The organism is Streptomyces sp. NPDC053750, from assembly GCF_044544295.1.
Taxonomy (GTDB): domain Bacteria; phylum Actinomycetota; class Actinomycetes; order Streptomycetales; family Streptomycetaceae; genus Streptomyces.
In genome coordinates this window covers 248982-271706 of sequence record NZ_JBITXB010000003.1, presented here as the reverse complement: position 1 = coordinate 271706, position 22725 = coordinate 248982, and the positions used below count along the sequence as shown (strand labels likewise).

General features: G+C 72.5%; 7 protein-coding genes. All 7 read right to left on the bottom strand.

Annotation, left to right across the window (positions count from 1 at the left end; genetic code table 11):
* Genes ACIGO6_RS10685 through ACIGO6_RS10655 form a run of 7 tightly spaced genes read right to left on the bottom strand, consistent with a single transcriptional unit; the run spans window position 1 to window position 22707 of the window.
* Window positions 1-4716 (bottom strand): SDR family oxidoreductase, encoded by a 4716-nt coding sequence (locus ACIGO6_RS10685; RefSeq protein ID WP_399874181.1) that lies wholly within the window; start codon window positions 4714-4716, stop codon window positions 1-3.
* A complete protein-coding gene (locus tag ACIGO6_RS10680; RefSeq protein WP_399874179.1) occupies window positions 4704-9308 on the bottom strand; it encodes an SDR family NAD(P)-dependent oxidoreductase in 4605 nt (1534 codons plus the stop codon). The genes ACIGO6_RS10685 and ACIGO6_RS10680 overlap by 13 nt, the downstream gene beginning before the upstream one ends.
* Window positions 9305-10558, bottom strand: coding sequence for an ACP S-malonyltransferase (locus ACIGO6_RS10675; RefSeq protein WP_399874176.1), 1254 nt, complete (start codon window positions 10556-10558; stop codon window positions 9305-9307). Before ACIGO6_RS10675 ends, ACIGO6_RS10680 begins: the two co-directional genes overlap by 4 nt.
* Window positions 10555-20256 carry an amino acid adenylation domain-containing protein gene (locus ACIGO6_RS10670; RefSeq protein WP_399874174.1) on the bottom strand — a complete coding sequence of 3234 codons (9702 nt, stop codon included), beginning with the start codon at window positions 20254-20256 and terminating at the stop codon, window positions 10555-10557. The genes ACIGO6_RS10675 and ACIGO6_RS10670 overlap by 4 nt, the downstream gene beginning before the upstream one ends.
* Window positions 20243-21415 carry an acyl-CoA dehydrogenase family protein gene (locus ACIGO6_RS10665; protein WP_399874171.1) on the bottom strand — a complete coding sequence of 391 codons (1173 nt, stop codon included), beginning with the start codon at window positions 21413-21415 and terminating at the stop codon, window positions 20243-20245. Before ACIGO6_RS10665 ends, ACIGO6_RS10670 begins: the two co-directional genes overlap by 14 nt.
* A complete protein-coding gene (locus ACIGO6_RS10660; RefSeq protein WP_399874168.1) occupies window positions 21399-21695 on the bottom strand; it encodes a phosphopantetheine-binding protein in 297 nt (98 codons plus the stop codon). Before ACIGO6_RS10660 ends, ACIGO6_RS10665 begins: the two co-directional genes overlap by 17 nt.
* Window positions 21688-22707 carry an HAD-IIIC family phosphatase gene (locus tag ACIGO6_RS10655; RefSeq protein WP_399874883.1) on the bottom strand — a complete coding sequence of 340 codons (1020 nt, stop codon included), beginning with the start codon at window positions 22705-22707 and terminating at the stop codon, window positions 21688-21690. The genes ACIGO6_RS10660 and ACIGO6_RS10655 overlap by 8 nt, the downstream gene beginning before the upstream one ends.
* Window positions 22708-22725: the final 18 nt, after the last annotated feature.

Sequence of the window (22725 nt, the reverse complement as noted above, 5' to 3'; positions counted from 1 at the left end):
TCAGTTCCCCCCGCTGTCCTCGGCGTCCGCGAAGAGCCCAGCCAGCTCCGCGTCGCCGATCTCGTCCAGGACCTCCTTCAACGCGTCCGTCCCGAGGGCCGCCGGCTCCCCGGGCCCGTCGGTACCCGCGCCGGTCCCGGCGGGCGCCAGTGCGTCGATGTGGGCGGCGAGGTCGGCGACCGTGGCGTAGGAGAACAGGTCGGCGATGTCGACCGTCCCCGGGAACGCCTCGTCGACAAGCGACAGCAGCTGGGCGGTCATCAGCGAGTTCCCGCCCAGGTCCTGGAAGCTGGCGTGGGCGTCGACCTCGGCCAGGCCGAGGACACTCCCGTAGATCGCGCCCACCTTCAGCTCGGTCGGCGTCGGGTCGGACTGGCCCGTGAGACGGACGTCCCCGGTGCCGCGGGACCCGGGCTGCGCCGCCGCGGCGGCGTTCTCCAGCCCGGCCTCCAGCTCGGGCGCCAGCCGGAAGGGCAGCTCGCCCACGTGGTCCTTCATCACCGGGGCGTTGACCTCGGTGGGGACGACGCAGCCGGCCGGGTGGTCCAGGGCGTGGGCGAGCCAGCTCAGCCCGTCCTCGACACCGACGGCCACGAAGGGCGCGTCGTGGGTGCCCAGTCCGTGGGCGACGGCCATGCCGACCTCGGACCACGACGGCCAGTTGACGGAGACGGCGTGGATTCCCTCGGCGCGGGCCCGGGCCGCGAGGGAGTCCAGGAAGGCGTTGGCGGCGCAGTAGTCACCCTGGCCCTGTCCGCCGGTGAGGGCGGTGACGGACGAGAACAGCACGAGGAACGCCCCCGGGTGACCCCGCGTCAGTTCCAGCAGGGCGACGCCGCCGTCCACCTTCGGGGCGAGTACGGCGTCGAAGACGGCGCGTTCCTTGGTGGCGAGGAAGCCGTCGCCGGCGACGCCCGCGGCGTGGACGACCCCGTCGAGGGTGACGCCCTCGGCGCGCAGCCGCGCGTCCAGTTCGCGCACCTGGTCGGCCCGGGAGACGTCGCACACCACGTACTCGGCGACGCCGAGGTCGCGCACCCGGCGTGCGGTGGGCTCGTCCAGGGGGCGCCGGCCGAGGAGCAGGACGCGGGCGGCGCCCTGCCTCGCCATCTCCCCGGCGACGGCGAGGCCGAGGCCGCCGGTGCCGCCGCTGATCAGGAAGGTCCCGTCCCGGTACCGGGTGGCGTCGGGCGTCTCGGCGGTCTCGGCGCGGCGCATCTCCCGGACGTACGTGCGCGATCCGCGCAGGGCGCGGGGAAGGGCGCCCCGGCCGCCGAGGGTCTCGCGCACCGCGACGGCGAGCTCCGTGTCCGCGCCGGCGTCGACGACGTCCACCGGGAGGTGCTCCTGCCCGATGACCACGGCGAGTCCGGCGGTGGCGGCGGCGTAGGGGTCGGCGCCGGGGGTGCCGGTGCCGGGGGTGTCGGTGCCGGGGGTGTCGGCGCCGACCTCCCAGATGTCCTTGCCGAGGACCTTCAGGCCGAGCTGCGGCTTGACGCGGTGGGTGAGCAGGCCGCGGTACAGGGCGAAGAGGGCGTCGACGCCGTGGGCGCGCCGCTCCTCGTGGGACCGGCCGGGCTCCGCCGTGTGGTCGGTGGCGAACAGCACGCCCTCGGCGCCCTCGGCCCGCAGGCGCTCACAGAGCAGCCGTATGCCGTCGTCGTCGGGGGCGAAGGCGTCCCGGGCGGGGTCGGTGGTCGCGGCCAGGTAGCAGGGGACGGCGCGGTGACCGGCGGCCGCCACCTCGGCGACCAGGTCCCGTCCGGCCTCGGTGTCGGACGCGATCACCGCCCACACCTCCTCACCGGCGGCGCTCTTCTCCACGTCCGGGACGGGCGACCAGACGACCTCCAGGTGGCGCCGGGGGCCGTTCAGGCTGAAGCGCTCCCAGTCGACCTTCTTGACGGTGTAGTCGGTGATCCGGGCGAAGATCCGTCCGTCCCGGTCGGCGAGGTCCACGTCGTAGGTGATGGTCTCGCCGTCGCGGCTGTCGTCGCGCACCGTGCGGATCAGCGAGTGGAACGTCGCGGGCATGGGGCCGTACAGGACGAACCGCTTGTACAGGTACGGCAGGAAGGTGTGTCCGCTGTTCTGCGAGATGACGTTCACCGCGTTGTCCAGCTTGGCGGGGTGCAGCCCGTAGACCGCGGTCTCGTCGTCCGTGCCCGCCGGCAGGCCGAGCAGCGCCAGCGCGGACCCCTCGGGCTCGCTGCGCCACAGGCCGCGCACCGAGTCCCAGCGCGGGCCGAACTGGAAGACGCCGGTGTCGGTCTCGACCGGGTACGGGTCGAGGACCTCGGTGGCGGCGCGCCGGGCCGCCTCCGTGTCCAGCGGGGTCTGCGGGGCCCGGCCGTCGAACGGGCCGACGCGGCCCTCGACATGGGTGATCCACTCCTCCCCCCGCCGGCTGGTGACCCGGAAGGCCCAGCCGTCCCCGGACCGGTCGAGCAGGGTGCGCACGGTGACGTCCGCGCCGTCCTCGACGGCGAGCGGGGTGAGGAAGAAGACGTTGTCGAGGCAGGCCGCGCCGGAGCCCGCGACGGCGGCGAAGGCGGCGCGGGCCATCTCCAGGTAGGTGGTTCCGGGGACCACCGCGCGGTGGTCGATGCGGTGGTCGGCCAGCACCCAGTGCGTCGCGACGGACAGCGTGTTCTCGAAGACGACGGAGTCCTCGGTGCGGCCGGTCTCGGTGCCGAGCAGCGGGTGCGCCGGGGCCCCGCCGAAGTCCCGCACCCGCGACGTCATCGGCTCGGCCCAGTGCCGGGTCCGCTCGAACGGGTACGTCGGCAGCGGCACCCGCCGCCGGGCCTCGTCGGCGTAGTACTGCGCGAAGTCGACGGCGGCGCCCCGGACGTAGGCGGCGGCGACCGCGGTGAGGGAGGCCGGGTCGCCGTGCGCGCGGTGGGCGGCGAGCTCGGCGGCGGCCTCGTCCGACAGCCGCCGGACGGCGCCGGCGGTGACGTCGCCGGGGGCCGGGTCGCTCTTCTTGTCGCTGACGACGGCGTGCACCCCGTGGAAGATGCCGCGCCGCTCGTCGGTGCCCGGGCCGTGCCGCCTCAGCCGGTCGACGGACTCGGCGAGCTGCTCCTTGCCGGTGGCCACGATCAGTACCCGGTGCTCGTAGTGGCCGCGTCCGACGGAGGAGGTGTAGCAGATGTCGGCGAGGGACCAGGGGCAGTCCCCCGCCAGCATCTGCGCGTACGCGTCGAGGAGGTCGCGCAGGGCGGCCTCGGACTTGGCGCTGACGGTGAAGAGGTGGCGGTCGCGGCGCGCGGGCGCGCTCGTGTACCGCGGGGCCTCCTCCAGGACGAGGTGGCAGTTGGTGCGGATGAACCCGAAGGAGCTGATCCCGGCGCGCCGGGGCCCGCCCCCGCTCTCCCAGGGCGTCAGGCGGTCGTTGACGTACAGCGGGCTGCCGGGGAAGTCGATGTACGGGTTGGGCACCGCGAAGTTGCCCGTCGGGGCCAGCGTGGCGGTCTCCAGGGACTTGACCACCTTCGCGACCGACGCCACACCGGACGCGGCCACCAGGTGCCCCGTCGTCGTCTTGAGCGAGCCGATCCCGCAGAACTGCCGGCGGGAGGTGTGCCTGCGGAAGGCGTTGGTCAGGCCCTTGACCTCGATCGGGTCGCCGAGCACCGTGCCGGTGCCGTGGGCCTCGACGTAGGAGATGGTCTCCGGCTCGACGTCCGCCCTGGCCCACGCGTCGAGGATCACGCGTTCCTGCATCTGCGCGTCGGGCGCGGTGATGCTGGTGGACGTGCCGTCGTTGTTGACGGCCGAGGCCTTGATGACGGCCCTGATGTGGTCACGGTCGGCGAGCGCGCGACGCAGCGGCTTCAGTACGACGATGCCCGCGCCCTCGCCCCACAGCGTGCCGTTGGCGCCGGCGTCGAAGGTGCGGATCGCGTCGTCGTGGGACTCGACGCTGCCCAGCGACATGCTGGCCAGGTACTCGGCCTTCACCTCGCCGCCCTGCGAGATGTTGAGTCCGCCGGCCAGCGCCATGTCGCACTCGCCGAGCAGCAGCGACTGGATCGCCTGGTGGATGCAGACCGCGCTCGCCGAGCAGGCGGTGTCCGTCATCAACGACGGGCCCTTGAGGTCGAGTTGATAGGAGATGCGGCTGGCGACCAGGCCTTCCCAGGAGCCCGACAGCTGCATCGGGTGGTTCTCCGAGAGCATCCGGTAGTACGAGTGGTTGGTCTGGTCCCGGCCGAGGAAGACGCCCGTGCGGCTGCCCTTGACGCTGTCGCCGCCGTAGCCGGCGTTCTCCAGCGCCTCCTGGGCCACCTCCAGGGCGATCCGCTGGTGGGGGTCCATGTGGTCGGCTTCCAGCGGGGGGATGCCGAAGAAGCGGGCGTCGAAATGGTCGATCCGGTCGAGGTATCCGCTCGGGGCGTGCATGCGGTCGATGTCCGCCTCGGGTATCGCGGCGCCGAGGATGAGTTCCGCGTAGTACGGATTGCGCAGCATGGTGCGCATCTCGGCCTTGCGGGCCTGCGGGAAGTCCCGGATGCTCTGGTGCCCGGTCGTGAGGTGGTCCCAGAACTGATCGACGCTCGTGGCGGCGGCGAAACGGCCGGCGAGACCGATGACGGCGATGTCCTGGTGCGTGTGGGAGGCCGAGAGCTCCAGCAGGAGCTTCTTGGCGTCCTCCCTGGCCAGCTGCTTGTTGGCGACCTGCGAGAGGATGAATGCCTTCACATTTTCCATGTGACTTCCGTTTCCTGGATGACGCCCGGGGAACTGTCGACCACGCCCTGCTCCGCGAGATCCAGCAGCCGGTCTATCTCGCCGCTGTCCGAAGCTGTCGCGGGCTGTTCGGCCGGCGTTGCGGCCGGTGCGACGCCAAGCTTTTCCTTGAGGTGGGCCGCCTGTTCCGCGACGGTCGTGTACCTGAACAGGTCGACGACGTCCATCAGTCCCGGATAGCGGTCGTCGTAGAGTTTCGACATCTGCGATATGAGGAGCGAATTGCCGCCCAGGTCTCCGAAACCGTCGTGCGCGTCGATCTCGGGGACGTCCAGGGTCGCCGCCCAGATCTCGGCGACGGCCCGTTCGATCTCACCGACGCTCTCCAGCCCGTGCAGCACGACCTCGCGGCCGGCCGCCTCACGGGGCCGGAGGTCCTGCTGCGGGCGCGCCGGTGCGGACGGCGTGCGCATCCGGCCGGGCATGATCACCGCGGGGTGGTCGTGGCCGGCCATCAGGCCGTCGAGCAGGCCGATCGCCTCGGCCGTGCCCAGGGGCGGGAAGAGGCCGTCCTCGTCCACGGCGTCCAGGCGCATCGCCATCCCGGTCTCGCGCCAGGCCGGCCACTGGACGCTGAGCGCCGGCAGACCGGCGCGGCGGCGGTGCTGGGCCAGGCTGTCCAGGGCCAGGTTCGCGGCCGTGTAGTCGGCCTGTCCCTGCTCCAGGTCGAGTCCGGCGATGCTCGAGAACAGGACGAAATGATCCAGGTCGTCGGCGAGGGTGGCCTCGTGGAGGTGGACGGCGCCCAGTGCCTTCGGCCGGTAGACGCTCCGGAAGGTGCCGGCGCTCTTGGTGTGCAGGAAGCCCACGCCGGGCCGGCCGGCGAGGTGGAGGACGGCGGAGATCCGGCCGTGCCGCGCGCGGATGTCGCGCACCGCGCCCTCGACGGCCTCCCGGTCCTCCAGGTCCAGCCGGACGATCTCGAAGTGCTCCAGGTGCGACTCCAGTTCGGACCACACCTCGCTCAGCTGCGGTTCCCTAGCCGTGTCCGGCGTCGGTGAGCCGAGCAGGACGATCCTGCGTGCGCCCTGCCGGGCCAGGTGACGCGCGATCGCGGTGCCGAGCCCTCCGGTCCCGCCCGAGACGACGACCGCCCCGTCGGCAGTGACCAGCGCGCCCGGCGCGTCCGGACGCGATGAGAGGACGGACCTGATCAGCCGGGGCTCGTACCACTGCCCGTCACGGTGCAGCACGAAGGACGGCCGGCCGACGGCCCGGGCCTCGGCCAGCACCGCGGCGGGGGCGGTCCGTCCGTCGGTGTCGAGGCAGCGGATCCGCAGGCCCTGGTACTCCAGTGCCGCCACGCGGGCCAGTCCGGCCACCGCGGCCTGGCCGGGGTCGGTCGTCTCCTCCTCGCCCGTCACGGCGAAGGCGTCGCGGGTGAGCACCAGCAGGCCGTCCGTGAAGGCGCACCGCCGCTCGGCGAGCAGCCCGACCAGGTCGCGGACCGCGTCGACGGGTCCGGCCGTCCGGACGGCGAGTGAGGCGCCGGCCTGTGGCAGCGAGGCCAGCAGGCCGAAGGCGAACCGGCGGTTCTCGCCGAGAGGTTCGCCGGCCCGGTCGTCGTCCGCGCCGCCGAGGTGGATCCAGTCGTGGCCGGTCGTCTCCAGTTCCTTCGTGAGGCCGCCCAGGGCGTCGCCGAAGTCCCCGCAGAGCAGCACGGTCCCGGGGCCCGCCGCGGCGGAGGGCGGCGGGGCCGTCTCGCGGTACGTCTGGGTCCAGCCGTACTCCCCGGCCCCCGCCAGGTCCAGCCGGGCCGCCGACTTCACGCAGTAGTTGTCCACCGTCAGCACGAGGTGGCCCTCGGGGTCGGTGACGCTGATGTCGAAGACGTGCAGTTCGCCGGGGAGGGACTCGGGCCGCTTGCGGAAGTGGGTGAACACCCGGCCCGGCAGCGGGCGGTGGACGGTCAGCCGGCCGTACGAGAAGGGCAGGTAGAGGCGGTCCTGTTCGTACAGGGTGTTGGGGGCGTTGATCAGGGCGTCCAGCAGCGCCGGGTGGAGGACGTAGTCGTCGGTCTCGCCGCGGTGGGCGGGCGGCAGCGCGTGCTCGTACAGCAGTTCGGTGGCGTCGTCGTCCGCCGCGCCGTGCAGGACGCTGCGGGTCCAGCGCTCGCCGGTGACGAGGCCGTTGGCGCGGTCGACGCTGTCGTCGAGCGGCAGCTCCCGGGTCATCCGGCGCCGTACCTCGGCCACGTCGAACGACGTGGTCGCGGGCGCGGGGGTGCCGGCAGCCAGTTCGGCGGTCGCGTTGCGCACCCAGGTGCCGTCCGTGCCGCGCGTCGCGACGGTGACCCGGCCGCCGTCCGCCGCGTGTTCGACGACGACGTGTACGTCGGCCTCCTCGCCGTCGGGGACCGCGAGGGGTACTTCGAACCGGATGTTCCGCAGCGTCAGGGCCGTGCCCCGACCGAGCCGTCGGGCGGTCTCCACGATCATCTCGACCAGCCCGGTGCCGGGCAGGACGCCGACCCCCTGGATGCGGTGGTCGGCCAGCTCCCACATCCGTCCGGGACCGATCCGGGTCGCGCAGATGTCGCGGTCCCAGGAGCGCAGGAGCTCCGCGTCGCCGAGCAGTCCGGCACGGCGGCGTCCCCGGTCCGCCTCGATCCAGCACCGGGTGCGGGCGAAGGGGTGGGTGGGCAGCGGGATCCGCCGGGCGCCGGCGGGTGCGAGCGCCCGCCAGTGGACATCGGCGCCGCGGACGTAGAGGCCGGCGAGCCGGCGCCGTGCGTCCCGGTCCGTCCCGCCGTCGGCGAGGAGTGCCCGCGCCCCGGCGCTCAGCTCCTCGCGGTCGGCCTCCGTCAGGGCGTGCGGGTCGCTCGTCGCGGTCCGCTCCAGCACCGGACGGAACTCCCCGCGGGCCACGTCCGGTGCGGCGGCGCCCTCGTCCCGCAGGAAGCCGTCGAGCAGCGCCGCCAGCTCTGCGCGGGACCGGAACGTGAACGCGGCACGCACCCGGTGGTGCAGGCGTCCGGTCGATGCGGTGAAGGCGAGGTCGGCGAGGTGCAGGTCCTCGTCCCGGGCGAGGAAGTCGCGGTACCGCTCCACCAGGCGCCGCAGGCCCTCCGCGTCGCGTGCGCTGAGCGGCAGCAGGAAGCACTCCGGGTCCTCCGCTCCCGGGTGCTCCCGCGCCGGGACCGGGTCCGCGCTGCGCAGCACCAGGTGGCAGTTGGTCCCGCTCAGCCCGAAGCTGCTGATCCCCGCGAACAGCGTCTCCTGCGGGTCGTCCGTCCAGGGGACCGTGGTGTCGTTGACGTACAACGGGGTCTGCGCGAAGGCGATGTTCGGGTTCGGCTCCTCGAAGTGCAGGCTGGCGGGGAGCGTCCGGTGCTTCAGGGACAGCACCAGCTTGGCCAGACCGGCCAGGCCGGACGCGTTGTCCATGTGGCCGATGTTGGTCTTCACGGTGCCGATCGCGCAGAACTGCCTGCGCGTCGTCTGCCGGGAGAACGCCCGCTCGATCCCACTGACCTCGACGGGGTCGCCGAGCCGGGTGGCCGTGCCGTGCGCCTCGATGAAGCCGATCCGGTCGGCGCCGATCCCGGCGTCGTTGAGGGCGGCCTCGATCAGGTCGGCCTGCGCGTCCGCGTTGGGCGCGGTGATGCCGTTGGAGGCTCCGTCCTGGTTGACGGCGCCGCCCATGATGACCGCGTGGACGTGGTCGCCGTCCCGCTCGGCGCGCTCCAGGTCCTTCAGGACGAGGACGAAGCATCCCTCGGCCGGGCGGGTGCCGTCGCCCTTGCGGTCGAAGGTGCGGGTCCGGCCGTCGGCGGACGACGTGTCCTGGATGTCCTTGAAGCCGATGCCGGTGGCGTCGGCGGTGATGGGCAGCAGGTCGGTGTTGACGGCGCCGACGACCGCCATGGTGCACTCGCCGCTCTGGATCGCCCGGTACGCCGTGTACGCCGCCACCAGCCCCGAGGAGCAGGCCGTGTCGATGACCATCGACGGGCCCTTGAGGTCGAGGAGGTAGGCGATCCTGCTCCCGGTGATCGACTTGACGTTGCCGGCGACGGAGATCTCCGGCGCGTCGGGGGCGATCGCCTGGATCAGCGCCCGGTAGTCCTCGCCGAAGTCCGCCGACATCCCGGCGTAGACACCGACCCGTTCGCCGCCCAGTTCCCGGTTCAGGTGGCCGGCGTCCTCCAGGGCGGCCCACGCGGTCTCCAGGAAGATCCGCTGGTTGGGGTCGATGGTCTTGGCCTCCTGCGGGGACAGCCCGAAGAAGCGGTGGTCGAACGCGGCGACCGACGGCAGCCGCGTCCCGCCGATGTAGCGTTCCTCGGCCACCGGAGTCGGCACGCCGCGGGCGGTGAGGTAGGCCTCGACGTCGGCGCGGCGTTCGGCGGACAGGTCGGTGGGCTGCTGCTCGCCGCGGCGGATCATCGACCAGAACGCGTCGAGGTCCTCGGCCGTGCCGGCCCGGCCGCTCATGCCGATGATCGCGACGGGGCCGTCGGTGCGGCGCGGTGCCGTGTGGGTGATGGGGGTCTCGGTGTCGTCCGGGAGCCGGGTCAGGTCCAGGTCACCGAGATCGAGCAGGGACTTCATCCCGCCGGCACCTCCGTGCTCGCCCGCAGGTGCACGTCACCGGTGCGCCGGAGGATGGACGTGATCCGCTCCTCCTGCTCCGTTCCGGGGACCCTCTTGGTGGCCATGATCGTCCGGAGCAGGTCCAGGGCCGTCGCCTTCTGGGCGTCGGTGAGCCGGTCCTTGTCCGTCCGGGCCAGCTCCTGGAGCTTGCGGTAGGGGCGCAGCACGCCCTCGTCGTACTGCGCGTCGTCGAAGTTGCGGTTGCGGGTGGCGGCGGCCGCGCCGAGGCACAGGCCGGCCAGCCCGGGCTCGCGCCGCCTGCGTTCGGCGAGCCGGTCGAGCGCGGCCCATGCCTGGTCGTGGTCGGCGTCCAGGCTGTGGACGTCGGCGCCGTCGACGGCGTCCCCGATCAGCTTCTTCAGCACCTTCTTGGGGCCGACCTCCAGCCACAGGGCGACCTCCCGCTCCGCCAGCCGGGACACGACGGTGCTCCAGAGCACCGGGCCGGTCAGCTGCACCGCGAGGGCGTCCTGGATCTCGCGCGCGCTGCCGTACGCCCGTCCGGTGACGGTGCTGTACACCGGTACCGCCGGCTCCCGGAACGCGGTCTCCTCGACGGCCCGCGCGTAGGCGGGCACGGCGTCCGCCATGAAGGTGCTGTGGAACGCCCCGCCGACGTTGAGCCGGGCGACCTTGCAGCCGCGCTCCTCCAGGGGGCCGGTGATGGCCTTCAGGTCGTCGAGCGTGCCCGACAGCACCGTCTGGTGCGCGGAGTTGTAGTTGGCGACCTGCACGGTACGGCCCTCGGCGGCGAACTCCGCGACGTACTTCTCGACCTCGGCGGCCGGCATCCCCAGCGCGGCGATCATGCCGGTGCCGCCCTCGGCCGCGCAGGCCTGCATGGCCTCGCCGCGGACCTTGACCAGGCGTACGGCGTCCTCGAAGTCCAGCGCGCCGGCGGCGAGCAGTGCCGTGATCTCGCCCAGGCTGTGCCCGGCCATGGCGGCCACCGGCGGCACGCGGTCCCGGTCCTGCGTCAGCACCTCGTACATCGCGTGGCTCAGCACCAGCAGCGCGACCTGCGCGTGCGCGGTCCGGGTCAGCTCACCGGGGGACGCGGTGAAGCAGAGGTCCTCCACCGAGTACCCGACGATGTCCGACGCCTGCCGGAAGCGCTCCCGGACGCTTTCGTGGGCGTCGTACCAGTTCTTGCCCATGCCGGGGAACTGGGACCCCTGGCCGGGGAAGACGATGACGAGTTCGTTCACGACGTGCCCTCTTCCTTCGAGGTGGGTGACTGGTCCGTTCCGGACGACTGGCTCAGCGCGCCGAGGAGCCTGACGAAGCCGCTCAGCAGCCGCTCCACCGGGGCGGGGTCGATCTTCCGGCCGCAGGCCAGACCGACGACCGACGGATCGGCCGGGAAGTCGACGCTCAGGACGAGGTCGAAGTGGCGCAGGAGCCGGGAGACGTCCCCCTGCCGTCCGTCGACGCAGGCGACGGTGACCCTGCCCTCGGCGTTCCGGCCGGCGGTGAACCGCCCGAGGCCCACCTGGTGGGCCCCCTCGGGCCGGCCGGTGTCGTCGAGGAGCTCCCGCAGGTCGGACTTGCCCGCGAAGTCGAACCGGACGGGTACGACGCCGTCGCCCCGGACGACGCACAGGGTGAGGTCCTCCCGGTCGAGCACCTTGCCGAGGGTCAGGGCGAAGGCGGCGAGGAGCAGTTCCTCGGTGTCCCGGTCCGTCTCCTTGCGGAGCCGTCCCAGGCCGTCCCTGATCCGCCGGGACAGGACGGTCTCCATCCGGCCTCCGCCCGTGCCCCGCTGCGCGAACCAGGTGTCGGGGAGCGGCAGGCCGGCGGTGTCCGGCCAGTCGTCCGCGCCGCGCTCGGCCAGCTTGGCCTCGAGGTGCGCGCGGAGCTTGCCGATCGTGGGGTTGGCGAACAGGTCGCTGACGTCCAGCAGCCCGGGGAACGCCTCCTCCAGCTCGTTCAGCAGCAGGATCAGGGTGAAGGAGTTGCCGCCGAGGTCGAAGAAGCTGTCGTCCTGGCCGATCGGGACGTCGCCGAGGATCCGCCGCCACGCGGCGACGAGCCGGCGGTCCACGCCCGGACGGGCGGCGGCGGTGGTGTCGGGTTCCTGCTGGGGGACGGCCTGCCGGGCCAGCGCCGGGCGGTCGACCTTGCCGCTGGTGGTCACCGGGATGCCGGGGACCTCCGTCAGGGTGGCGGGGACCATGTAGTCCGGCAGCCGCTCGGCGAGGTGGGCGCGCAGCGCGTCCTGCTCGACGCGCTCACCCGGCTTGGCCTGGTAGAAGCCGCGGATGACCCGGTTGCCCGGCGACAGGTCCTGGACGACCGCCGCGGCCGCGGTCACCCGCTCGTATCCGGTGATCACCCGCTCGATCTCCTCGAGTTCGATGCGGTGGCCGCGCACCTTGACCTGGTTGTCGGTCCGGCCGAGGCAGTGCAGTTCGCCGCCCCGCCAGACCGCGCGGTCGCCGCTGCGGTAGATCCGCCCGTCGCCGAACGGGTTGTCCCGGAACACCTCGCGGTCGAGCTCGGGCCGGCCCAGGTAGCCCGGGGACACCCCGAGCCCGCCGATCCACAGGTCGCCCTCCGTGCCCTCCGGCACCAGCGCCAGGTCGTCGTCCAGGACGTACAGGGTGGTGTTGGCGATCGGCGTGCCGATGCCGACCGTGGTGCCGGGCGGGGTGAGGTCCTTGACGCTGGACCAGATGCAGGTCTCGGTCGGGCCGTAGACGTTGAAGATCTCCAGGCCGGGGTGGGCCCGCAGTCCGTCGAGCAGGTCCTCGGGGAACGCCTCGCCGCCGACGACGAGCTTTTGCACCGCGCCCAGGGCCTCGAACGCGGCGTCCGGGTCGGCGTGCAGCAGGCGCAGCCGGGTCGGGGTGAGCTGGAGGTGGTCGACGCCGCCCCGGACGACGAACTCGGCGATGCTCGCCGGGGTCCGGGCCTCGTCCTCGTCGGCGACGACCACCGTGCCGCCCTTGACCAGCGTCAGCAGCGTCTCCAGGACATGGATGTCGAACGCCGGTGTCGTCAGGCACGCCACCGCCTTGTCCTCGCCCCAGCGCAGGGCGTCCGGCATGCCGCGCAGGAAGTTGGCGAGGGAGCCGTTGGTGACCGTGACGCCCTTGGGGCGGCCGGTGGAGCCGGAGGTGAAGATGACGTACGCGAGGTCCTCCGCCGCGACGGGGACCGCCGGGACGTCCGCGGTGTCGGGCAGGTCCTCCTCCCGCAGGACGACGGCCCGCTCGCCCAGGCCGGAGGCGGCGTGGGTCTCCTCGGAGCCGACGACCAGCACGGGTTCGGCGGTCTCGACGATGGACGCCAGCCGCTTGGGAGGGGTCCGGACGTCCATCGGCAGCCAGGCGCAGCCGATCCGGTGGGCGGCCAGCATCAGCGCGGTCAGGTCGGGCGACGGCGGCAGCAGGAGCCCGATCACGTCGCCCCGCCGGGCGCCGCGCGCCTGGAGGAGGGCGGCGAACCGGTGCACCCGTCCGGCCAGTTGCCGGTAGTCGGTGTCCTCGCCGCGGAACCGGATCGCCGGCTGGTCGGGCCGGGCCGCGCACACCGCGTCGAACAGCTCCGTCAGCGGCGCCGGGTCCGCGACGGCCGGGCCGGTGCCCAGGGCCAGCAGCCGCTGCCTGGTGCGATCGTCGAGCAGCGACAGCTCGCCCACCGTCCGCTCCGGATCCTGCACGACCTGCGCCAGCAGCGTGCGGAAGCGGTCCATCAGCCCGGCGACGCGCTCCTCGCCGTAGACGGCGGAGTGGTTCAGGTCGGCGTGGAGTCCGCCGTCGCGTTCGGTGAGTTCGAAGGTGAACGCGAACATCGAGCCCCGGGCGCCGAGTTCCTCGGTGGTGGCGGTGAGGTCACCGAAGCGGCGCGCGCGGTTGCGGGCGTCGGTGTAGATGAACATCGTGTCGAACAGCGCGTTGTGGCCGTGGTCCCGGGTCAGGTCGAGTTCCTGGACGAGCACGCTGTACGGGTGGAGCGAGTGGCTCATCGCCTCCAGGCTGGTGTCGCGGACCTGCCGGAACAGTTCCGACAGCCGGGTGTCGTCCGTCGGCCGGATCCGCAGCGGCAGCGACTCGGCGAACATGCCGACCGTGTCCTCGAACGACCCGAGCATGCGCTGGTCCATGGGGACGCCGACGCACAGGTCGTCCTCGCCGGTGACCTTGGCGAGCAGCAGCGCCCACAGGGACAGGTAGAAGACGGCGGGCGTCGTCCGCAGCTGCCGGATCACCTCCGTGGCCGCCCGGTGCAGTTCGGGGTCGAGCTGGAAGTAGTGCCGGCGCCCGGCGAAGTCGTTGACGTCCGGTCGCGGTGCGTCGGCCGGGAGGTTCAGCGGCGGGGGCACGGTGGCGAACTGCTCCAGCCACCAGCGCCGGTGTTCGGCGTACTCCGGCCGGTGCGGTGCTTCGGCCAGCAGGCGCACGAACTCCGCGTAGTCGTCCGACCCGGTGTGCTCGTCGAGTCGGCCGTGGGTGAGGTACTCGGCGAGGTCGTTGAAGAGGATCTCCACCGACCGGCCGTCGACGACGATGTGGTGGAAGGAGACGACCAGGTGGTGCGTGCCGTCCTCGTCGACGACGATGCCGTACCGCCACAGCGGCGCCTGCGCCAGGTCGAGCGGCCGGTTCAGCACCGACAGGACGTCCTCGGTGGTCAGCGAGGGGTCGCGGCGCCGGTCGAAGAGGTGCCCCTCGGGGCTGATCTCCGGCGCCACGGCGGCCCGTACCCCGTCGGGGCCGAGCACGTAGTGGCGCCGCAGGTTCGGGTGCCGGCGGCCGACGGCCCGGAAGGCGGCGGCGACCCGGTCCGGGTCGAGGGGGCCGTCGAAGCGGAGGCCGAAGACGACCTGGTACGCCTCGTTCCCGCCGCGCATCCGGGACAGGACGTAGACCCGCTGTTCCAGGGAGGTCAGCTCCGTGGGCTCCGGGGTGCGCGGCAGGGCGGCCGTCGACTCCCGGCGGCGGAAGTCGAACCCGCCGGCGCGCAGCGCCTCCACCGAGGCGCGGATCGCCTCCAGGATCCTGTCCTGGTGCTCCTCGGTGTGCGCGACGGAGAAGGTGGCCGTGCGGCGCTCCCACACGTAGACGCCGTGGTGGTTCAGGAGCTTGAAGAAGAGGTTCTGGGTGAGCGAGGCCTGCGCGACGTCCCGCGGGGTGACCGGCTCCCACTTGTACATCGACCCGAAGTGCGCGACGGCCAGCGGTACGTCCTCGGCCTCGAAGTAGGCGTTGGCGCGGCGGGCGAACTCCGCGGTGTAGGCGTTGAGGCGGGCCAGCGTCTCGGCGCCGGACTCCACCAGCCGGGTGAGCACGGCCTTGGCGGCGGCCATGGCCAGCGGGTGCTTGCAGAACGTCCCGGCGAAGAAGGTGGTCGGTGCCGCGGGCCGGGAGTCGTCGGTGTCGACCCAGGCGCCGCCGTCGACGGCGTCGAGATACGCGCCGCGCCCGGCGACGATGCCGATCGGCAGGCCGCCCGCCACGAGCTTGCCGTACAGGGCCATGTCGGCCCGGACCCCGAAGTGGGCCTGGGCGCCGCCCGGTTCCACCCGGAAGCCGGTGATCATCTCGTCGAAGATCAGCGCGATGCCGTGCTCCGTGCAGATCTCGCGCAGCTCGCGCAGGAACTCCCCCGGCTGGAGTCCGGGGTTGCGCGACTGCACCGGCTCGACCAGCACCGCGGCCAGCTCGGCGCCGTGCTCCCGGACCCAGCGCAGGGTGTCCGGGCTGCCGTAGGCGCGGACCTCGGTCTGGTCGACCATGGCCTGGGGGATGCCGATGGTCAGCGGGACGGTGGCGGTGCCGTCGCTCTCGGCGAGCACCCCGTCGGAGCTGCCGTGGTACGAGTTGGTGAACCTCAGGACCTTGTCCCGGCCGCTGACGGCCCGTGCCAGGCGCAGGGAGACCATCACCGCCTCGGTGCCGGTGTTGCAGAACGCCACCCGCTCGACACCGGTCAGCCGGTGGACGAGCTCGGCGACCTCGCCGGCCACGGCGTTCTGGGGGCCCAGCTCGTACCCGTGCTCGAGCTGCCGCTTGACCGCGTCCCTGATGAAGGGCGCGTTGTGGCCGAAGAGGTGGACGCCGTAGCCGATCGCGGTGTCGATGTACTCGTTGCCGTCGAGGTCCCAGAACAGGGCCCCTTCCGAGCGGGCCGAGACGACCGGGTAGACCGTCTCCTTCACGCTCGGGTTGAAGTTGAGCGACGCGATCCAGTCCGCCAGCCTCGGGCGGTGGCGGTCGGCGTACTCCTTCGAGGAGCGGGTCCGGGCGACGTAGCGTGCCACGAAGTCCTCGACGAACCGGCTCTGTTGGGCGGTGAGCCGGTCGTCGGTCAGCGCGATGTTGTTGTTGTACGAGCCGACCTTGCGCACGTTCTTCGGTTCGACGGCCGACGCGGACGCGGTCGCGGACGCGGTCGCGGTCGGGGCGGACGCGGTCGGGACAGGCGGGGCCGGGGCGGGCGCGGGGGCGCCGCCGAGCAGGCTGAGCTGCTGCCGCATGAGGTCCAGCTGGGCCTGGACGACGGCCTGCAGCGCATCGGAGCCGGGCCCGGCGGGGACGGCGGGCGCGGCCGGGACGGGTGCCGGTACGGCGGTGGCCGCCGACTGCGGCGCGGGAGCCGTCGTGGCCGTCTGAGGGGCGGGCTCGGCGTCGTCCGCCGGCGTGGCGGCGTCGGCCGGCCGGTTCTCGGACACGAAGTCGGTCAGCTGCCCGAGCGTGTGCAGCGACTCGAAGAACATCCGGATCGGGAAGTCCACCGCGTACTGCCGCTCGATGCGCTTGACGAGCTGCACGAGCATCAGGGAGTCGACGCCGAGCGAGAACAGCTCCAGCGACTCGTCCGCCGGGTCGACCGCGACACCGGTGATCCGGCCCAGGGCCCCGGCCAGGAACGCCCGGACCGTCTCACGTTCCGCGGTCGCCCGGGCGTCGTGCGTCCGGGCGTCGTGCGCCCGGCTGTCGTCGATGCCAGAGGGCATCGGAGCACCGTCCTCTCCGGTGTGGTCGTCGTACCAGATCCGCTGCCGGTCGAAGGGGGTGTGCGGAAGGTCCCGGACGAGGTCGCCGGGCCGGTCCGGCAGCCGGTCTCCGTCCACCGGCCTGCCCAGCTCCCACAGCGTTCCGGCGCTCTCCAGGAGCTGGCGCACGTCGGATCGACCCTTGCGCAGGCTGGGGACGGTGACGACGTCCTCCCGCGCGTCCTGCGCGATCAGGCCGCCGAGCGTCGCCGCGGGAGCGACCTCGACGAACACCCGGTAGCCCGCGTCGAGGGCGGTGCCGACCGCGGAGGTGAACAGGACCGGGTCGACCAGGTGGCGGCTCCAGTACGCCGCGTCGACCGGCGCGTCCGCTGTCACCGCGCGGCCGGTCTGCGCGGAGATCCACGGGACCGTGGGGGCGGCGAACCGCTGGTCGCGGATCTGCTCGTACATCTCCTCGGCGCCCCGGGCCATCCGCGGCGAGTGGAACGGGTGCGAGATCGCCAGGCGTTCCGCGAAGATCCGCTTCTTGCGCGCGGCGCGCAGCAGCGCGTCGAGGGCCGGACCGAGTCCCGAGACGGTGACGTTCTCCCACGCGTTCACGGCGGCCACCCACACGTCGGGGTGGTCGCGCAGCAGTTCCTCGGCCCGCTCCCGGGAGCACAGCAGGGTCGCCATCCCGCCGTCGCGGGGCGTGTCCTCCATGACCCGGCCGCGGCGGGTCACCAGGTCGACGGCCTGCTCGGTGGTCATGACACCGGCGAAGCAGGCCGCCGCGTACTCGCCGATGCTGTGGCCGAGGACCGCGTCGGGGGTGATGCCGAGCGCCTGCCAGTAGCGGGCGAGCGCCAGCTCGACGGTGAAGATCATCGGCTGGGTGTGCAGCGGCGACGCGAAGACGGACTCGTCGCCCTCGAACATGGCCCGGAGCGGCGAGACACCGCCGGCCCGGACGAAGGCGCGGTCCAGCGCGTCCATCTCGCGCCGGAAGACCTCGGCCCGGTCGTAGAGTTCACGGCCCATGCCGGGGTACTGGGTGCCCTGGCCGGAGAAGACGAAGACCTGGCCGCCGCCCCGGCCCTCGGCGGGCGTGGGGCCGTCGTGCTCCAGGGCCGCCTCGATCGCGGCCGGCAGACCGGCCAGGGAGTCGCAGACCAGCGCCCGGCGGTGCCGCAGCGGGCTCCGGCGGCCCAGCGTGTGGGCGACGTCGGCGAGCGGCGCCTGCGCGTCGCGGCTCCAGTCGGCGAGGCCGCGCAGCGCACTGCGCAGCGCCGGCTCCGACTGGGCGGAGACGGTGAGCAGCTGCGGTACACCGGGTGGGTGCGGCCGGGGCGGGAGGGCGGCCGGGTCCGGCCGGTGTTCCTCGACGACGAGGTGGGCGTTGGTGCCGCTGATGCCCAGGGAGGTGATGCCGGCGCGCCGCGGACCGGCGGCCGGCTCCCACGGGATCTCCTCGGCGACCACCTCGACCGGGATCCGCTCCCAGTCGATCAGGCGGTTGCCCTTGCGGTAGTGCAGGGTGCCCGGCAGCCTGCCGTGTTCCAGGGCGAGCACCACCTTGCACAGGGCCGCCATGCCGGCCGCGGCCTCCAGGTGTCCGAGGTGGGACTTGACGCTGCTGATGGGCAGCTTGGTGGCGCGGTCCGCGAAGACCCGGGCGAGGGCGTTCACCTCCTGGGGGTCGCCGATGGGCGTGCCCGAGCCGTGGGTCTCCACGTAGGAGATGTCGTCCGCGCCGATCCCCGCGTCGGCGAGGGCGCCGCGGATCACCTCGGCCTGGGCCGTGCCGCTCGGCACGGTGAAGCCGCCGCTGCGGCCGTTGTGGTTGACCGCCGAGCCGCTCAGGACGGCGAGGACCGGGTCGCCGTCCCGCTCGGCGTCGGAGAGCCGCTTGAGCAGGACGACCGCGCCGCCCTCGCTGCGGATGTAGCCGTCGGCGGCGTCGTCGAAGCTGCGGCACCGGCCGGTCGGCGAGAGGGCGTTCAGCCGTGACCACGACAGGTGGACCTCGGGGCTGAGGATCAGGTTCACGCCGGCCGCCACCACCATGTCGCAGCCGCCCTGGCGCAGTTCCCGCATGCCGAGGTGCACGGCGTACAGGGAGGAGGAGCAGGCGGTGTCGACGGCCATGCTGGGGCCGCGGAAGCCGTAGGCGTAGGAGATCCGGCCGGCCGCCGCGTTGGCCATGTTGCCGGTGTAGGTGTACGCGTCGGGGGCGTGCCCGAGGTCCGCGCCGACCTGCTGGTAGTCGTTGTTGTAGATGCCCACGTAGGTGCCGACCCGCCGGTCGCGGCCCGCGGCGAGCGGGTCGATCCCGGCGTCCTCGAAGGCCTCCCAGGTCAGTTCGAGGAGCAGGCGCTGCTGCGGGTCGAGCAGTTGCGCCTCCTTCGGCGAGATGTTGAAGAAGAGCGGGTCGAACCCGTCGACGTCGGTGAGGTAGCCGCCCTGGGTGGTGGTGACCTCGCCGAGGTCGAGGGGGCTCTGGCTCCAGCGGTCGGCGGGGATCTCGCCCACGACGTCGACGCCCTCGCTCAGGACCTCCCAGAAGCGGTCGCGGGTGGTGATGCCGCCGGGCAGCCGGAAGGCCATCCCGACCAGCGCGACCGGCTCCGACGGGGACGGCGCCGCACCGCGCCGACGGTCGGTGGCCGGCTCGGGGTGTGCGGTGTCCGCGGGCCGCAGGCGCGGCTCCAGTGCGCGCACCAGGGCGTCGACGGAGGGGTGGTCGAGGGTGAAGGTGCTCTCCAGGCGGACGCCCAGCCGGTGTTCCAGCCGCTCCCCCAGCGCGACGAGGGCCAGCGAGTCGAATCCGAGGTCGAGCAGGCCGGTGCCGTGGTCGCCGGGGCCGAGGGTGGCGCCGCCCACGGTCACCTCGGGCACTGTCCCGCCGCGGACCGCGGCGACGATCAGGTCGCACAGGGCCTCGACCGCGTCCCCGGCGGCGGACGTCTCCCGCGCGTCCGCGGCACAGACCTCGGCCAGGGAGGCACGGAACCCGTCCATCCCCTGGTCCGCCCGGTTCAGGGTGCCGACGACCCGTGCGGGGTTGCCGGCCGCCTCCGCCGTGGAGCGCATCGCGGTGATGAGCACCGGGTGGGCGCCGGGCTCGACCAGCGTGGTGTGGCCGTCGGCCAGCAGGGCGCGGGTGACCTGCTCGAAGAGCATGGCCTGGCGCATGTTGCGGTACCAGTACCCGGCGTCCAGGTCACGGGTGGGCATCCGGCCGCCGGTCACGCTGGAGTAGAAGGGCAGGTCCACATCGCGCCGGGCGACCTCGCCCAGGGCGGCCAGCAGCCAGTCGCGCTGCTCCTCCATCAGGGGCGAGTGGCACGCCACACCGAGCGACAGCCGCCGGGCGTACGTCCCCTCGGCGCGGACCCGGTCGGCCAGTTCCACGACGGCGTCGCGGTCGCCCGCGACGACCACCGAGCGCGGGGCGAGGAGACCGGCGACGCTCACGGCCTCGCCGAGCGGCGCCAGCCGGTCCCGTACCTCGTCGGGCGAGAGCGCCAGCAGCGCCATGGCTCCGGGGGCCGTCACCCGTGCCTGTGCCTGGCTCCACAGCGCGATGACCCGGGCTGCCTCGTCCAGGTCGAGCGCGCCGGCGACGCACGCCGCGGCCACCTCGCCGAGGCTGTACCCGGCGACGGCGTGCGGCCGGACGCCGTGGGACCGCCACAGCTCGGCCAGGGCGACCTGGATCGCGAAGAGCGCGGGTTCCGAGACGTTCGCCCGGTCGTATGCGGTCGCCGGGCCCTCGGCGCGCAGGACGTCCATGAGGGACCAGTCCACGTGCGGTGCGAGGGCGTCGGCGCAGTCGCCGATCCGGCGGGCGAAGACCGGGGAGGCGTCGAGCAGTTCCGCCGCCATGCCGGGCCAGACCGCGCCCTGCCCGGGGAACACGAACGCGGGACGCGCGCTCCCGCCGGTGTCACAACGCTGCATCTTCCCCACCCCGCCCTCGGACCGTGAATTTCTTGTAGCCGTAGTCGGCGATCATCAGTTGCTGCAATTGCGAGGTGCCCTCGATGATTTCCAGGATCTTCGCCTCCCGGAACAGCCTTTCCGCCGGGTACTGGTCCCAGCAGCCGTTTCCTCCGAGAACCTGGACGGCGTCGGAAGTGACCTGTTGGGCGATCGTCGAGGAGAAATACTTGGCGATGTTGGTCTCCATCACCGCGTCCGCGCTGCGTTCCCGGCGCAGCCGGCCCGCCCGTCGGCAGAGTTCCCGTGCCGCCCCGACCTGGGTCACGGCGTCCGCGACCATTTTCTGCACCAGTTGATGGCTGCCGATGCGCGTGCCGAACTGCTCGCGTTCGGTGGCGTAGGCGCACATGACCTCCAGTGCCGCCTGGGCGATGGCGACACCGGCCCAGGCGATGCTGTAACGGCCGTGGAAAAGGGCGGTGTTCGCGACGAAACCGAATCCCAGCCCGATGCCCGACACGAGGTTCTCGGCGGGTATCTCGACGTCGGTGAACGAGACCTCGGCGATGTGGGTCGCCCGGTTGCCGAGGAATCCGGACATCGGGTGGATCTCCACGCCCGGCAGGTCCCGCTCGACGAGGAAGGCGCTCGACGTACCGTTTTCTGTCGCAAAGACGAGGAAGAGGTCGGCGATGCCGGCGAACGAGATCCACTTCTTGCGCCCGTTCAGGACGAAGACCTCGCCCTTCGTGACGTAGCTCGTGGTGACCGACGCGGCGTCCGATCCGGCGTCCGCCTCGGAGAGTGCGAAGCAGCCGATCCGCCGACCGGTGGCGAGGTCGGGGAGGTACTTCTCCTTGAGGCGGTCCGACGCCCGCTCGACGAGCGTCTCGCAGACCAGGGAGGTGTGCACGGTGAGCAGGGCCCGCGTCGAGGCACACGCCTTGCCCACCGACTCGGTCAGTTCACCGTAGGCGAGGGGGTCGAGTCCGTGGCCGCCCCAGCGCTCCGGGACCACGGCGCCGAGCAGCCCCTCGTCGGCCATCGTCCGGACGACGTCCCGGGGCAGATGCCCGGTGCGGTCGAATTCCGCGGCGCGGGACGCGAGGTCGTTCTCGGCGAAGCGCCGGGCACGGGCCGGCAGATCACTCGTGAGTTCCTCATTCGGCTGCCGCATGCTTCAGCTCCCCCACCATTCGGGTCATGCTGTCGATGGAGCTGAAGTTCTGCAGGGTGATGCGGTCGTCCGGTACCTCGATGCCGAAGGTGGACTCGATGAAGTCCAGCATCTGCATGGCGAAGACCGAGGTGACGAAGCCCTTCTCGAAGAAGTTGTCGTCGTCCCGCAGTTCCACGTCGCGCAGGGCGCTCATGTTCGCCCGGACGTAGTTCCGGATCGTCGCCGCCGTGTCCGCCGCCGCGCCGTTCTGCATGTCCGTGAGAGCCTCGCTAGGCATTGACTTCCACCTTGATGTAGTCCGGGTATTCCTGGCTGACGGAGAGGTCGTTCTCGTACACGTGGTCGTCGCCGTCCTTCGACACCACGTGGAAATTGGCCAGTTGGTACGTCAGCAGCATCTGGCGATTGCGGCTGGTACGGCGGAAGTCCGCGAAGAGACGTTTTTCCGATGCGGCGGCCTGTTTGACGAGGAAGGCCAGGAGGACGGTGCCCACGCCCTTCGACACCGTTCGGCAGGACATCAGGAGCATTCTGATCGTCCAGCGGTCCTGGTCCTTGGCGACCAGGGCCATGCCGATCTTCCCGTAGGAGCCGTAGCGGTCGGTCAGCTCACAGACCCACAGGTCGTGGCCCGGGTCGTGCATGAGCTTCTCGAGCTGCTCGTGGGAGTAGTGGATGCCGGTGGAGTTGAGCTGGCTGGTGCGCTTCGTCAGCTCCTCCAGGCGCAGCAGGTCGTCACCGCCGGCCCGGGAGATGCGGAACACCATGTCCAGGCTGCGCAGGAAGTCCTCACGGGGGCCCTGGTAGGAGAGCTCGGACTCGTTGCGCCGCTCGTCCTCCAGGTACATGAGCCGGCGCCGTCCGGCGTCCTCGGTCACCACCGGCGGGGAGAGCCGGGGCAGCGTTGCGAGGGTGAGGCAGTCCGCCGCGTCGACGGTCTCGACCTCCGGCAGGGCGAAGGCGACCTCGTCCCGCTCGAACGGCTGGTCGTCGACGAACAAGAACGTGTCGAGGCCGATGTTCAGCCGCTTCTGGATCTCGGAGACCGAGCTGGACTTGCTGTTCCAGTTGATCTGCGGGTACAGGAAGTACTCGGCCACTCCGAGTTCCTCCAGTTTCCGCAGGGCGTCTTCATGGTTGTTCTTGCTGGCGATCGACAGGAGGATTCCGCGGGCGTCCAGTGTTCTGATCAGGTCGAGAACGCCCGGCTTGAGGGTGACGTCGTCCCCGGCCGACAGAGTTCCGTGCCAGAGCGTGTCGTCGAGGTCCCAGACGACGCATTTCGCCATCTTCACGGTTCGGTTCCC